13 protein-coding genes and 1 pseudogene are annotated in these 15,008 nt (G+C 60.5%); 13 read left to right on the forward strand and 1 reads right to left on the reverse strand.

Features of this window, described 5'->3' with window-relative positions; genetic code table 11:
• Position 1: 1 nt before the first annotated feature.
• Positions 2–502: a thiol peroxidase gene (gene tpx, locus ACYZTZ_RS13450; RefSeq protein WP_134097025.1), complete on the reverse strand. Its 501-nt coding sequence runs from the start codon at positions 500–502 to the stop codon at positions 2–4.
• Positions 503–809: 307 nt separating this feature from the next.
• Between tpx and ACYZTZ_RS13455 the strand changes: the two genes are divergently transcribed.
• The 13 genes and pseudogenes from ACYZTZ_RS13455 (at position 810) to ACYZTZ_RS13515 (ending at position 14,957) form a co-directional block, all read left to right on the forward strand.
• Positions 810–1,235, forward strand: coding sequence for a YciI family protein (locus ACYZTZ_RS13455; RefSeq protein WP_461998550.1), 426 nt, complete (start codon positions 810–812; stop codon positions 1,233–1,235).
• 467 nt (positions 1,236–1,702) lie between these two features.
• Positions 1,703–1,891 (forward strand): annotated as a pseudogene (locus tag ACYZTZ_RS13460) (hypothetical protein); the annotation flags it as partial.
• A 10-nt stretch (positions 1,892–1,901) separates the two neighbouring features.
• Positions 1,902–3,353 (forward strand): DUF1254 domain-containing protein, encoded by a 1,452-nt coding sequence (locus ACYZTZ_RS13465; RefSeq protein ID WP_461998551.1) that lies wholly within the window; start codon positions 1,902–1,904, stop codon positions 3,351–3,353.
• Between the two features lie 27 nt (positions 3,354–3,380).
• Positions 3,381–4,784 (forward strand): DUF1254 domain-containing protein, encoded by a 1,404-nt coding sequence (locus tag ACYZTZ_RS13470; RefSeq protein ID WP_461998552.1) that lies wholly within the window; start codon positions 3,381–3,383, stop codon positions 4,782–4,784.
• A 12-nt stretch (positions 4,785–4,796) separates the two neighbouring features.
• A complete protein-coding gene (locus tag ACYZTZ_RS13475) occupies positions 4,797–5,750 on the forward strand; it encodes a SphA family protein (protein ID WP_461998553.1) in 954 nt (317 codons plus the stop codon).
• 13 nt (positions 5,751–5,763) lie between these two features.
• Entirely contained in the window at positions 5,764–6,744 is a 981-nt protein-coding gene (locus ACYZTZ_RS13480; RefSeq protein ID WP_461998554.1) for an AAA family ATPase, read from the forward strand.
• Between the two features lie 8 nt (positions 6,745–6,752).
• Positions 6,753–7,691 carry a DUF58 domain-containing protein gene (locus tag ACYZTZ_RS13485; RefSeq protein WP_461998555.1) on the forward strand — a complete coding sequence of 313 codons (939 nt, stop codon included), beginning with the start codon at positions 6,753–6,755 and terminating at the stop codon, positions 7,689–7,691.
• Positions 7,688–8,281 (forward strand): DUF4381 domain-containing protein, encoded by a 594-nt coding sequence (locus tag ACYZTZ_RS13490; RefSeq protein ID WP_461998556.1) that lies wholly within the window; start codon positions 7,688–7,690, stop codon positions 8,279–8,281. The genes ACYZTZ_RS13485 and ACYZTZ_RS13490 overlap by 4 nt, the downstream gene beginning before the upstream one ends.
• The gene (locus ACYZTZ_RS13495; RefSeq protein WP_461998557.1) at positions 8,268–9,260 is read left to right on the forward strand and encodes a vWA domain-containing protein; all 993 of its coding nucleotides are present in this window, start codon (positions 8,268–8,270) and stop codon (positions 9,258–9,260) included. The genes ACYZTZ_RS13490 and ACYZTZ_RS13495 overlap by 14 nt, the downstream gene beginning before the upstream one ends.
• A gap of 1 nt (position 9,261) precedes the next feature.
• Complete coding sequence (locus ACYZTZ_RS13500) at positions 9,262–10,842, forward strand: VWA domain-containing protein (protein WP_461998558.1); 1,581 nt, start codon at positions 9,262–9,264, stop codon at positions 10,840–10,842.
• On the forward strand, positions 10,839–12,266 hold the full coding sequence (locus tag ACYZTZ_RS13505) for a hypothetical protein (RefSeq protein ID WP_461998559.1): 1,428 nt from the start codon (positions 10,839–10,841) through the stop codon (positions 12,264–12,266). Before ACYZTZ_RS13500 ends, ACYZTZ_RS13505 begins: the two co-directional genes overlap by 4 nt.
• Complete coding sequence (locus tag ACYZTZ_RS13510; protein WP_461998560.1) at positions 12,263–13,297, forward strand: HAD family hydrolase; 1,035 nt, start codon at positions 12,263–12,265, stop codon at positions 13,295–13,297. The genes ACYZTZ_RS13505 and ACYZTZ_RS13510 overlap by 4 nt, the downstream gene beginning before the upstream one ends.
• A gap of 73 nt (positions 13,298–13,370) precedes the next feature.
• A complete protein-coding gene (locus tag ACYZTZ_RS13515; protein ID WP_461998561.1) occupies positions 13,371–14,957 on the forward strand; it encodes an arylsulfatase in 1,587 nt (528 codons plus the stop codon).
• Positions 14,958–15,008: the final 51 nt, after the last annotated feature.

The following is a 15,008-nucleotide window of genomic DNA, read 5'->3' on the forward strand; positions in this document are numbered from 1 at the left end:
CTTATTTCAGAACAGCAAGTGCCGCTTCGTAGTTCGGTTCTTCAGCGATTTCCTTGACCAGTTCGCTGTGCAGAACGTTGTCGTTTTCGTCCAGAACCACGACGGCACGGGCGGTCAGGCCTTTGAGCGGGCCGTCAGCGATGGCAACGCCGTAGTTCTCGATGAACTCGGCACCGCGCAGGGTCGACAGGTTCTGTACGTTTTCCAGGCCTTCGGCGCCGCAGAAGCGCGCTTGAGCGAACGGCAGGTCAGCGGAGATGCACAGCACGACAGTGTTGGCGACATCATTGGCCTGGGCGTTGAACTTGCGAACCGAAGTCGCGCAGGTCGGAGTATCGACGCTTGGGAAGATGTTCAGCACTTTGCGCTTGCCGGCGAAGCTCGCCAGGGTCACGTCGGACAGATTGCCGGCAACCAGGGAAAAGGCTGGCGCCTTGGAACCGGCTTGTGGCAGTTGGCCGTTGACTTGAACCGGGGAGCCTTTAAGAGTGACTTGAGCCATGAACGGAGTCCTTCTGAACGTTGTTGTAGAGAATTTTGAAGAGGCCGAAGTTAACCACGAAATGGCCCGACGACCTATGCCCAGATACAAATTGTGAAGTGTCGCCCCCTAAATTGGATACAACTCTGACAATCAACACAAAACCTGTGGGAGCGAGCTTGCTCGCTCCCACAGGGGTCGGTGTACAGCGTACCGCCCTCGCCGGCCGCAACCCGGTGTTCATGACGAAAGGCAGTCAGCATTGTCGATTCAGGCGACGGCCATTCGACTAGCCTGTGAATCACTCACATCCAGCGGAGATAAGACCATGCGATTCATGATCATTGTGAAAGCCAGCCAGGATTCCGAGGCCGGTGTGATGCCCAGCGAGGAACTGATGACCGCGATGGGCAACTACAACGAGGAGCTGGTCAAAGCCGGCATCCTCATCGACTGCGATGGCCTGCAACCCAGCAGTAAAGGCGCCCGCGTGCGCTTCTCGGGTGACCAGCGCACGGTAATCGACGGCCCGTTCGCCGAAACCAAGGAGCTGATCGCCGGCTACTGGATATGGCAGGTGAAGTCGAAACAGGAAGCGATCGAGTGGGTCAAGCGCTGCCCCAACCCGATGCCAGGCACCGACGCCGAGATCGAGATTCGCCAGGTGTTCGAGGCCGAAGATTTCGGGGCCGAGTTCACACCGGAATTGCGGGAGCAGGAAGAACGGGTGCGTGCGCAGGCGAAGAAACGCTGAATAACGGATCAATCCCACGCGCCTGCGTGGGATTGATCAAAATGTCGGAGCCCCATAGGAGCGAGGCGTGCCCGCGATTGCTTTTTTGCCTCACGCATCCCCAACCCCCTGTTTCGAATTAACTTTTTAGTACACACAAATCCCCACAAGCGTGTACAAAAAAACCAAAGATTCCCCCCTTCGACTGGCGAACCCCGAGTTAGCTGCTAGCTTCAACAGACGTGTCCTACAGGCTTGATAGGAAAGAGATTTCGCAGCAACGGCCGCCAAGTGCCGAGTCGTCCAATGAGCCACGAAGGAACGGGGGATTCATGTCGAACAATGCGGGAGCACACGCCTTTCTATTGGCGGCATCAATGGCGTCTGCCGTTTATGCCCACGCGGATAACGCCGACACGGCCAACAAAAGTAACAACCCGCTGAACCTGGCGCCCGCCCCCACAATTGTGACGACACCGGCATCGGCGACCTTGACCCTCGACCTGAAAAACGACACCCACTACATCCCACTCGGTTTGGGTGGCGGCAACGTGTGGAAATCCGGTTCCAATATTCTCAATGCATTCGTCGAACCTCAGTGGACCGTGGAACGCAAAGGAGATGGCTTGCCTCAGTTCACGCTGTACACCGGGATCAACGTCACGTTCGGCAAATAAGGACTTTTCTATGCACGGTGCAATTCGCGCAGCCGGTTTCAGCCTGATGACCATGTTCGTCAGTTGCGGCGTCGGTGCCCTGGACCTCGATACGCGGATCGGCAAGATCGCGATGGAAGGCGAACTGCCGGCCCATGAATCGATTGCCAAACTCTATGCTGAACTGGATTTCCAACAGGCGACCCAGAGTTACCTGTGGGCCTTGCCGCTGGTGTCCTACGCGCAATGGCAGGAAGAGTTTCGCGACAAACTCGGCGCCCACAACGGCGACCTGATGGTGCTCAACAGCTACGAAGACAAATTGGGCGTGATCACCGCCAACGCCACCACGCCGTACATCCTCGGTTTCGTTGACCTGAATGAAACCGGTCCGCTGGTGATCGAACTGCCGCCCGGCCCGACGGCGGGCGGTGTGGGTGATTTCTGGCAACGCGCAATCATCGACATGGGCCAGACCGGCCCGGACAAAGGCAAGGGTGGCAAGTATCTGGTACTGCCACCGGGTGCCGAGCCACCGGCCGACGCCGGCAAGTATTACCTCGCCAAGTCGGAAACGATGAACGTGCTGGTGGGTTTTCGCGTCCTCGATCCGGACCCGGCCAAGGGCAAGGCGCTGGTCGAACAATTCAAGATGTATCCGTACGCCAAACGCGCCGAACCGGGCAAGACCCAACTGCTCTCCCCCGGCGGCAAGGCCTGGTCCGGCACTCAGCCACGTGGCCTGGCGTATTGGCAACGCTTGCACCAGATCATCCAGAAAGAGCCGGTCAACGAACGTGACCGTTTCTACATGGCCATGCTGGCCAGCCTGGGTATCGAAAAAGACAAACCCTTCAACCCCAACGACAACCAACGCAAGGCGCTGGAACAAGGTGCGCAAGTCGGCGAGCTGATTGCCAAGGCCAACACCTTCGCCAAGCGTTTTCCATACGCCCAGTACTGGAAAGACCGGCAATGGGACACCGTGCTGAACATCGCCGAGCCGTCGCAGCGCGTCGCCTATTACGACCAGTTGTGGGAACGCAGTGCCTGGTTCTACGAAGCGGTGACCAACACCAAGGGCATGGTTTCCAAGACACCGGGCCTGGGCCAGACCTACCTCGGCGCCTACACCGACGCCAAGGGCAACTGGCTCGACGGCGGCAAAAGTTATCGCCTGCACGTCGGCGCCAACCCGCCGGCCAAGCAGTTCTGGTCGATGACCGTCTACGACATCGACAGCCGCTGCCTGATCGACAACCCGCAGCGCAAGGCCGATCTGTCGTCCCGTCAGGATCTGAAAAAGAACCCCGACGGCTCGGTGGACCTGTACTTCGGCCCGACCGCGCCCAAAGATTTCGAGAACAACTGGGTGCAAACCGTGCCGGGCAAACACTGGTTCAGCTATTTCCGCCTGTACGCGCCTACCGAAGCCTACTTCGATAAAAGCTGGAAACTCGACGACATCACGGCCGTGGAATGACGCCCAAGCGTTTTATAAGGAAGTTTTATGAATAACCGCATGCTGCTCACCGCTCTCTCGCTCGCCCTGAGCACCAGCGCCTGGGCCGACTTCACCGCCACCCCGGAAGAAGCCCGGGGCATCGCCAAGGAAGCCTACTTGTACGGCTTCCCGGTGGTAGAGATGTACAAGACCCTCTACACCCAGGCCGTGGACAAGAAGAACCCGAACTTCAAGGCGCCGTTCAACCAGATCGGCAACACCGCCAAGGCGTTTACCGCCAAAGACACCGCCTTCGTCACCCCGAACGCCGACACGCCCTACTCCTTCATCTGGATGGACCTGCGCGCGGAACCGCTGGTGCTGACCCTGCCACCCATCGAAGAACACCGTTACTACTCGGTGCAGTTGATCGACGCCTACACGCAGAACTTTGCGTACCTGGGCACCCGCAGCACGGGCAACAATGGCGGGCATTTCATGATTGCCGGGCCGAACTGGCAAGGTCAGCAACCGGTGGAAATGGATCGGCTGCTGCGTAGCGAAAGCAACATCGCCTACGCGCTGTATCGCACGCAGTTGTTCGATGAAAAGGACTTGGGCAAGGTCAAGGAGATCCAGAAGGGTTACAAGGTCGAGACACTCAGCCACTACGTCAAACAACAAGCTCCGCCCGCCGCGCCAAAGATCGACTGGCCGAAACCCACGCCGACCATGAGCGATACGCCCGACCTGTTCCGCTACCTGAACTTCATGCTGTCGTTCGCCCCGGCCCAGGACGTGGAAAAAGACCTGCTCGCACGCTTTGCAAAAATCGGTATTGAAGCCGGCAAGCCTTTCAATCTGAACGCGCTCACGCCTGAGCAGCGCAAGGCGCTGGAGGAAGGTATCAGCGATGCCAAAGCCGAGTTCGCCCAGTTCAAAAAAGACAAGGTCGACACCCACCAGGTCACCAGCGGTGACATCTTCGGCACTCGCGATCACCTGAACGGCAACTACCTGTACCGCTACGCCGGCGCCAACATGGGGATCTTTGGCAACTCCGCCGAAGAGGCGAATTACATCGGTTATTTCGTCGACAAGGACGGCCAGCCGGTCGACGCCTCGAAACACGATTACACCCTGCATTTCGACAAGGGCGCCCTGCCCCCGGCCGATGCGTTCTGGTCACTGACGATGTACGACGGCAAGAACAAGTTGCTGGTGGCCAACCCGTTGAATCGTTACCTGATCAACTCGCGGATGTTGCCGGATCTCAAGCTCGACGCCGACGGTGGGCTGACCCTTTTTGTGCAGCACAAGGCACCGGCCAAAGACTTGCAAAGCAATTGGCTGCCGGCGCCAAACGGTCCGTTCTACGGCGTGTTGCGCTTGTACCTGCCGAAACCGGAAGTCACCAGTGGCGAATGGAAAATGCCGCTGCTGACCCCCGTCAATCAACCCAAACAATAAACGGAGCTCGTCATGGTCAGGCCTTATGTTGTGCGTCCTTTACTGGCCCTGTGCGTGCTCGGTGCAAGCCCGTTGGCCCTCGCGGCCGAGGGCGGTGTCGGCCGGCCGATCACCGGGCAACAGGTATTTTCCAATGCCGGGATCGTGCCGCCGGAACCCGGCTGGGTGATGTCGCTGACCAACATTTGGTACGACGGTGACCTCAAGGGCAGCAAGGGTGTGCCGATTTCCGGTGAGATCGGCGCGGATCTGGACATGAAAGTCTCCTACACCATGGCCAACTTCACCCATATCTGGGACACCGGCAAGGGTCGCTGGAACTACGCCTCGGCCATCGGCGTGCCGGTGCAGTACACCGACGTCAACATCAGCATTACCGGCCCGCGCGGCCGGACACTGGGCACCGAAGACACCGGCACACAGTTCGCCGACATGCTGATCACGCCGATCGCCGCCGGCTACCACTTCGACGAGGTCAACCACCTCTCGCTTTCCCTGCCGATCTACGTGCCGACCGGCGCCTATAACGACGATCGCCTGGCCAACCCCGGGCAGAACACTTACACCTTTATGCCCACCGTGGCCTTCACCCATCTGGACGGCAAGGGCGGTGAGTTCACCCTGTCGAGCGGCCTGGAGTTCTACACCGAGAACGACGCCACGGATTATCGCAACGGCAACATTTTCACCCTCGATGCGCTGTGGACCCACGGTTTCGGCAATGGCTGGAGCGCCGGCGTTGTCGGCGGTTACATACAGCAGATCACCGATGACAAGGGCCAGACCGCCGATTCACTCAACGGCTTTCGCGGCCGCTCGGTGGGCGCCGGTCCGGTGGTGGGCTGGGCCGGTAAATTTGCCGATGCCCAGACCAGCGTCAGCGCGCGTTGGGTACCGGAGTTCGACACCAAGAACCGCCCTGAAGGCAATGGCTTCAGCGTCAACCTGACGCTGGCGTTTTTCTAAAGTGGAACATCCCATGACTGCGCTCCAAGACCTCAACTCCCTGCAAGCCAGCATCGCCGAAGCCGTGCTCGGCCAGGATCAGGTGATCCGCCAGATTATCCTTGGCCTGTTGGCCAACGGGCACTTGTTGCTCGAAAGCCTGCCCGGCCTGGCCAAGACCCGCACGGTCAAAGCGCTGGCCAAACACCTGGACGCGAAGATGAGCCGCATCCAGTTCACCCCCGACTTGCTGCCCTCGGACATCACCGGCGCCGAGGTGCTGCACCAGATCGATGGCAAAAACGAGATCCGGTTCCAGCCGGGCCCGCTGTTCGGCAACCTGATTCTGGCGGATGAAATCAACCGCGCCCCGGCCAAGGTTCAGGCCGCGTTGCTGGAAGCCATGGAAGAACGGCAAATCACCGTGGCCGGCAACAGCCATGTGCTACCGGAGTTGTTCATCGTGGTGGCGACCCAGAACCCGATTGAACAGGAAGGCACCTATCCGCTGCCGGAAGCGCAGATGGACCGGTTCCTGATGAAGGTTCTGCTGGATTACCCGAGTGCGGAAAACGAAAGCCAGGTGCTGCGCCTGTTACGTGAAGAAGAATTTGCGTTGGGCGCGAAAACGGCTGCCGTGCAAGGCTTCGCGCTGTCCCAGGAGGTGATCTTCGCGGCGCGTCGAGAAGTCAGCGCCGTTCACGTGTCCCCGGCCATCGACCGCTACCTGATCGACCTGATCAATGCCACCCGCCACCCGGCCGATTACGATGCCGACCTCGGTCGCTGGATCGCCATCGGCGCCAGCCCTCGCGGCGGTATTGGCCTGGATCGCTGCGCCCGGGCCGATGCCTGGTTGCAGGGGCAGGATTTTGTCTCGCCGGACAACGTTCGCGCCGTGGTGCATCCGGTGCTGCGTCATCGCCTGCAACTGAGCTATGACGCGGTAGCCGACGGCGTCACTGCCGATCAGGTGCTTGATCGCGTGCTCGACAAAGTCGCGATTCCGGCCTGAGGTCGAAAATGAACAGTGCGGACGGTCTGGTCTATGTCTCTCTGGCGCAGTTAATGGCCCTGGAGTTCAAGGCGCGTGACCTGAGTTTCCTCGCGCGTCAGCCGCAAGGCAGCATCCTCGCCGGCAACCATGCCTCGCGCCTGCGGGGCCGTGGGTTGAACTTCGATGAGCTGCGCCGCTATCAGCCGGGGGACGACTTGCGTCATCTGGATTGGCGGGCGTCGCTGCGCACCGGCAAACCGGTGGTCCGCACCTTCACCGAAGAGCGCGACCGCCCGGCGTTGATTCTGGTCGATCAGCGCATGTCGATGTTCTTCGGCTCCCAGCGCAGTTTCAAATCCGCCGTTGCCGCCGAGCTTGGCGCGTTGGCCGCGTGGATGGTGTTCCACGCGGGAGATCGGGTCGGCGGCCTGGTGTTCAACGATTTGCGCATTGAGGCCATTGCCCCGCTACGCAGCCGTAAGCGTGTCGAAGCGCTGTGCAGTCGCATCGCTGAGCAAAATCAGCAACTGAACGCGGCCAATCCAGACGCCGAAGGTGAGGACCAGCTCGACAAGGTTTTACAGCATTGCCTGGCGGTGGCCGGTCACGATCACCTGATTTGCATCGTCAGCGACTTTGCCGGCGCCGGTGAGCGCACCTTGCAGTTGATGCGCCAATTGGCGGCTCACAACGATGTGATTGCCATGCAGGTCTACGACCCGTTGGCGCTGAACCTGCCGAAGAACGGCCGTTTGCTGATCACTCAAGGCCAGTTGCAGGTGGAACTGGCCGTCGAGCAACGCAGCGTTCATCAGCCGCTGGGGGACTTTCTCAGTGGTCGGCTCAAGGACGTCGCCACGTTGCTGCGCCGCAGTCAGGTGCCGTTGATGATGTTCAGCACCGCCACCGAGGCACATGAACAATTGCGCGCCGAACTGGGCAAGCTTGGCAGAGGTCGGCGATGAACCCGAACATCCCGAGCATCGAACAGCTCAAGGAGATCGCCCTGCCCGCGCCGGTGAGTTATGCGCCGCAGACGTGGGGTTGGTGGGTGTTGCTAGCGGTTTTGATCGGCTCGGTGTTGCTGGTGGGTGCGCGACGGTATTGGCAGTGGCGACGGGATCGGTATCGGCGTGAGGCGTTGGTGCGTCTGGCTGAGCTGCAAAACAGCGACGATCAACTGGAAGCATTGCGCGAACTCCCGGAACTGCTCAAACGCGTAGCCCTGTCGATGCCCTCCCCTTGGAATAAAAAACCTGTGGGAGCGAGCTTGCTCGCGATGGCGGCCCGACATTCAACATCGAAAGTGACTGACACACCGCCATCGCGAGCAAGCTCGCTCCCACAAGGGACTGTTGGTGCGCTTGGGGGGGAGGATTGGCAAGCATTTTTGGTACTGCACAGTGCGCAATCGTTACCTTGCGATTTCAGCCAGCAACTGGCGCAATTGGCCTATGCGCCTGATGCCGCATTGTTGGCGCTTAAGACTGTACAACGCGATCAACTGTTCGCCACCTGCAAACACTGGGTGGAGCATCACCATGTGGCAGCTTGATTACCCTTGGCTGCTAATCCTTTTGCCGTTGCCGTGGTTCGGCTACCGCTACCTGCCCGATTACCGCGAAGCCCGCAGCGCCGTGCGCGTACCGTTTTTCGCTGCCATGAGCCGCGCGGTCGGCCAGGCACCCAGCCAGGCCGGCACCCGCAGCAATCGCTGGCAGTTGCTGCTGAACCTGCTGGTCTGGGCACTGTTGCTACTGGCGGTCGCGCGCCCGGTGTTCGTCGAAAAACCGATCGAGCGCCAGCAACCGGTGCGTGACCTGATGCTGGCCATCGACATTTCCCAGTCCATGGAAACCACCGATTTCACCGACGCCAACGGCCAGAAGATCAACCGGCTGGCGGCGGTCAAGGACGTGGTCCATGGCTTTATCGACAAGCGCAAAGATGATCGGCTGGGCCTGATTGTGTTCGGCAGTGGTGCTTACCCGCAGGCGCCGCTGACCCTCGATCACGCCAGTCTGTCGCTGTTACTGGACGACACCGGCATCGGCATGGCCGGTCCCAACACCGCCATCGGTGACGCCATCGGTCTGAGCCTGAAACTGCTCGACCAGGCCCACGAACAGGAAAAAGTCCTGATCCTGCTCACCGACGGCAACGACACCAGCAGCGCCATTACGCCGGATCACGCGGCGTCCATGGCGGCCGCCAAAGGCGTGGTCATTCACACCATCGGCATTGGTGACCCTGACGCCTCGGGCGAAGCCAAGGTCAATCTTCAGGGTTTGCAGCAGATCGCCGAGACCACGGGTGGCCAGTTCTTCCGTGCAGAAGATCGCAATGCGCTGGATCAGGTGTACGGCACCCTCGACAAGCTCACGCCGCATCAAGTGAAAACCCTCAGCCATCAGCCGAAAAAGGACCTGTTCTGGTGGCCGCTGGGGGCCGCGATCGGTTTTCTCGCGCTCTATCACTTGGGCGCCCTGCTCCGTCCGCACCTGACACTCGCGCGTCAGCGGCAGGAGGCTTGAGATGGAGATCAGTCTCAGTGACTTCCATTTCCTGCGTCCACTGTGGCTGTTGCTGGTGCCGTTCGGCGCCCTGTTGCCCTGGCTCTGGCGCCGCAGCCGCGACGTACAACGGCGTTTGCGCAGCAACATTGCCGAGCACTTGTTGCCGCATTTGTTGATTACGCCGCAGGATCAACAGCGCTTTCGGCCCGTGCATCTGGCGTGCGCGTTGTTGATGCTGGGCGCCATCGCCGCTGCCGGGCCCACATGGGAACAGGACCGTCCGGACTTTCTGGAAAATCGCGCGCCATTGATCATCGCCATCGACCTGTCGTCGTCCATGGACGCCACCGATGTACAGCCCAGTCGTCTGGAAGCGGCCAAACACAAGCTGCATGACCTGATCCAGCGTCGCGCCGGTGCTCGCAGCGGGTTGATCGCCTACGCTGGCAGCGCTCATCTGGTACTGCCACCGACCGACGATCCGGCCCTGCTCGATACCTTCATTCAAGCCCTGAGTACCGACCTGATCAGCAAGCCGGGGAAAAATGTCGGCGCGGTGATCGAGCAAGCCAAGCGCCTGCTGATCGCCGAGAAAACGCCGGGAACCCTGCTGCTGATCACCGACGGCGCCGACACCTCACAACTCAGCGGTCTGGACAAAAAACTGGACGACAGCGCGCTGCAAGTGCTGATTCTGGCCGTCGGCAGCGAGGACGGCGGGATCATCCACGACGCCAACGGCCAGCCACGTACCGACAGCACGGGGCGTCCGGCACTCGGCAGTTTTGATCAGGCCGCGCTCAAACAGCTTGGATCAACGTTGGATGCGCCGTTGGGCAGCCTGACGCTCAATGACGACGACCTGGACTGGATCGAGCTGCACGCTCAGCAGCATTTCCAGGCTGCCAGCGATGAACAGCGCGAACTGCACTGGAAGGACGCCGGTTACTGGCTGTGCTGGCCGTTGCTGCTGATCGCCTTCTTCAGCGTGCGCAAGGGCTGGAGCCTGAACTGGATGGCCGGGTGGTTGCTGGCACTGGGCATTGGCTTGCAACCGGCACCGGCCGAAGCCAACGCATTGACCGATGCCTTTTTCACCCCGGACCAGCAAGGCCGCTGGGCCTTCGAGCACGGGCACTTCCCGCAAGCTGCCGCGCACTTCGTCGATCCTTACTGGAAAGGCATTGCCGCCTACAACGCCGCTGATTACGACCTGGCACTGGCCAGTTTTGCGCGGCTCGACACCCCGCAGGCGTATTTCTACCTGGGCAATATTTACGTGCGCCGCTTCAAGTTTGATCAGGCCATCGCCGCGTATACCCAGGCGTTGAAGGTGCAGCCGCAATTCCCTGAAGCCACCGCCAACCTGGCCTTGGCCATCGCCTTGCAGAAAGACACCGACAGCGCCGAACAGAACGCGCCGGAGGTCAAACCCGATGAAATCAAAATGGACAAGGCGCCGGGCAAGGGCCAGAGCAAACCGGTTGAGACCGAGCAGGCGGCGTCGGATGCGCTGTGGTTGCAAAACCTCAGTACGTCGCCGGCGAAATTCCTCAAGCAGAAATTCAGTTTTCAGGATCAGGCGGGAGGCAAACCATGATCCGGCTGATAGACCGAGTCGCGGCCTTCGCGAGCAAGCCCGCTCCCACATTTGATCCGGGTGCACCGCAAATCCCCTGTGGGAGCGGGCTTGCTCGCGAAGGCGGCCTGTCATTCCCCACGGTCATTGGCACCTTGCTCATCTGGCTGATCAGCACCAGCGCTCTGGCCGCCGAACCCGAGCTGCGAATCCAGACCCGCCTGCAACCCGCCGCCTCGGTCATGGTCGGCGGCATTCTGGAGCTGCAACTCGATGTCCTCACCGACAGCTGGTTCACCGACGCGCCCACCCTGCCCGACCTGAAGCTTCCCGGTGCATTGGTCATGCCGCCCGACGGCCATGCTGAACACCTGAACCAGACACTCGACGGCAAGTCGTTCAACGGCATGCGCTACAGCTACCGAATCACACCGAGTCTGGCCCAGGGTTTCGACATCCCGGCGCTGACGGTGCGCGCCACGCCCGGTCAGGCCAGCGCGCCGTTAACCGCCCAAAGCCAGCCACTGCACTTCATTGCCACACAACCGCCAGGGTTCCAACCCGGCGAACCGGTGCTCGTCGCCCAAGGGCTGCGCTTCACGCAAACAGTCGCCAACTCGGCGACACCCCTGAAGGTCGGTGACAGCATCACCCGGCAACTGACGTTGCAGGCCGACGACGCCCTGGCCATGTCGCTGCCAGCGCCATCACTGGAGGATGTCGCCGGCCTCAGCCGTTATCCGAAAGCCGCGCAAATCAGCAACCTCGACGACGGTCGCGGCCATTTCAACGGTGGCCAGCGCATCGACACCGTGACCTATCGGATCGACACCGAAGGTCGCCATAACCTGCCGGCGATCCAGCTGAAATGGTGGGACGCCAGCACCGGACAGACCCGAACGGCCCAAGTCCCGGCCGTATCCTTCGATGCTGCGGCCAACAGCGCTTATCGGCCGGTGTTTTCGATCACCGAAGACCTGAAAAAACTGGGTCAGCAAGGTCGCGTGCATCTCTCCGGGCATTGGCTGGTGCTTTTAGCGCTGCTGGTGGCCGTGACGTTGCTCGGCTGGTTTACCCGTCCGCTCGTCCATCGTACGTACCTTCAATGGCAGGCCCGACGCCGCGTCCGACACGCCGCGTGGCTGGAATCCGCCGACTACGCCTGGCGGCAAATTCCGGCGCAAATCGACGCCAGCCCCTCACAGTTAAGCGCCCTGTACCTGTGGGCCAGACGCAGCCGCATGGGTCTGAAACTGACGAACCTTGGTCCACGCCTGCAAGACCTGTTGCGCGCCTGTTACGGCCGTCAGCCGGCCAAAGATCAAGCGCTGCACCACCTCAAGCAATCCTTGGCTACGCTGCATAGTCAGGCCAAACGCGACACAGAATCAGCTGCACCTGCACTGGGTCCACTCAATCCCGTTCACGAGAAGGATTTCCCATGACGAACCCGATATCGCTACGCCACTGCCACCGCTACGGGCTGACGTTGCTGTTGACCCTTGCACTGAGCCTGCCGGCGCTGGCCCAGACCCGCGAGCCCCTGCCCTCGTGGAACGACGGCCCGGCGAAAAAGAACATCATCGAGTTCGTCCAGGCCGTGACCGATCAAAGCAGCAAGGACTTCGTCAAACCCGCCGATCGTATCGCTGTGTTCGACAACGACGGCACGCTGTGGAGCGAGCAGCCGATGTACTTCGAATTGCTGTTTGCCCTGGAAGAGGTCAAGCGCACCGCACCGCAGCACCCGGAATGGAAAACCACCCAGCCCTTCAAGGCCGTGCTCGAAAATGATCACAAGGCCCTGGGCGAGTCAGGCATGGATGGCATCCTGAAAATCTTCGGCGCCACCCACACCGGCATGACCACCGAAGCCTTCGATGACTACGCCAAAACCTGGCTGACCCAGGCGCGCCATCCGAAAACCGGCAAGCCGTACACCGAGATGATCTTCCAGCCGATGCTGGAAATGCTCGACTACCTGCGCAGCCAGAGTTTCAAAACCTACATTGTCTCCGGCGGTGACACCGCGTTCATGCGCGCCTTCGCCGAGCAGGTTTATGGCATTCCGCCGGAACAAGTCATCGGCACCACGTTTGTCACCGCCTACCAGCTCAAGGACGGCCAACCGTCGATCCTGCGCACCGCCAAACTGGCCCACAACGACGATGGACCGGGCAAACCGGAAAGCATCGACGCGGTCATCGGCCGGCGTCCGATCCTCGCGTTCGGCAACTCCGACGGCGACCTGCAAATGCTGCAATGGACCGCCGCCGGTCCGGGCAAACGCTTCATGGGGCTGGTGCATCACACCGACGCCAAACGCGAATGGGCTTATGACCGTCAATCGCAGATCGGTCGTCTGGACAAGGCTCTGGACGAAGCAAAAACCCGCGGCTGGACTATCGTGGACATGGCCGCCGAATGGCGCCGGATCTATCCCTTCGAGGCCGCCGCACCCGAGCAAGTGCAATAAAAAAGCGTAACGCAGGACTGCAAAAAACGTTTGTCGCGCTTGAGCGACGCAAGTGAGCAAAGGAGCAAGTCAGATGACTCGCATGCACAAGTGGCTACCGAAATTCGCCCTGGTGGCAGCCTCGGTGATGGCGATTTCGGCAACAGCCGGAGCCGCTGAAAAACCCAACATTCTGGTGATCTTCGGCGATGACATCGGTCAGACCAACATCAGCGCCTACTCCATGGGCGTGGTCGGGTACAAGACTCCAAACATCGACCGGATTGCCAAAGAAGGCATGATGTTCACCGACTATTACGCGGAGAACAGCTGCACGGCTGGACGCTCATCCTTCATCACCGGACAGACACCGCTGCGTACTGGCCTGTCGAAAGTGGGTGCGCCCGGTGCCTCGGTAGGCCTGCAAAAACGTGACATCACCATCGCCCAGGCACTCAAATCCCAGGGCTACGCTACCGGCCAGTTCGGCAAGAACCACTTGGGCGACAAGGATGAATACCTGCCGACCAACCACGGTTTCGACGAGTTCTTCGGCAACCTGTACCACCTCAACGCCGAAGAAGAACCCGAGCGTCCGTACTGGCCCAAGGACGACCCTGAGTTCGTCAAGGCCAACTCCCCGCGCGGTGTGATTCACAGCTTCGCTGACGGCAAAATCGAAGACACCGGCGCGCTGACCACCAAGCGCATGGAAACCATCGACGACGAAACCACCGCCGCCGCGCAGGCGTTTATCGAGAAACAGGCCAAGGCGGACAAACCGTTCTTCGTCTGGATGAACACCACCCGCATGCACCTGTTCACCCACGTGCGCGAGTCGATGAAGGGCCAGAGCGGCATGCCCGGCAACGAGTACGCCGATGGCATGCTGGAACACGATGGCGACGTCGGCAAACTGCTGAAAACCCTCGACGACCTGAAAATCACCGACAACACCATTGTCGTCTACACCACCGACAACGGGCCGAACCAGTTCTCCTGGCCGGACGCGGCGACCACGCCGTTCCGCAACGAGAAGAACTCCAACTGGGAAGGCGCCTATCGCGTACCGGCGATGATTCGCTGGCCGGGCAAGGTCAAGCCGGGTGAAGTCTCCAACGAGATGGTCTCCGGTCTTGACTGGTTCCCGACGCTGCTGGCGGCTGCCGGCGACACCGGTGTGAAGGACAAACTCCTTAAAGGCTGGGCACCGACCTCGGGCGGCACCAACTTCAAAGTGCACCTGGACGGTTACAACCAACTGCCATACCTGACCGGCCAACAACCGAAAGGCGAGCGCAAGGAGTTCTATTACTTCAACGATGACGGTGTGCTGGTGTCGATGCGTTTCGACAACTGGAAAGCCGTGTTCTGCGAGCAACGCGCACCTGGCGGCTTCAAGGTGTGGAGCGAACCGTTCGTATGCCTGCGGGTGCCGAAAATCCTCAACCTGCGGATGGACCCGTTTGAACGCGCCGACGTGGTTTCCGATCAGTACTACGATTGGGCAACCAAAAACGTCTATCTGGTTGCGCAAGCGGTCACCAAGTCTGCGCAGTTCCTGCAGACATTCATCGAGTATCCGCCGAGCCAGAAACCGGCCAGCTTCAGCGTTGACCAGATCCGCGTGGCCGTGGATGCAAAAATTGCGGAAAAAATGAAGAACCAGCCTGCACAGTAAGACCGCTTGACCGCCGCTCGCCTTCACCGGCGAGCGGCCCTATTTTTGACT

This window comes from Pseudomonas sp. LB3P58 (assembly GCF_054897895.1).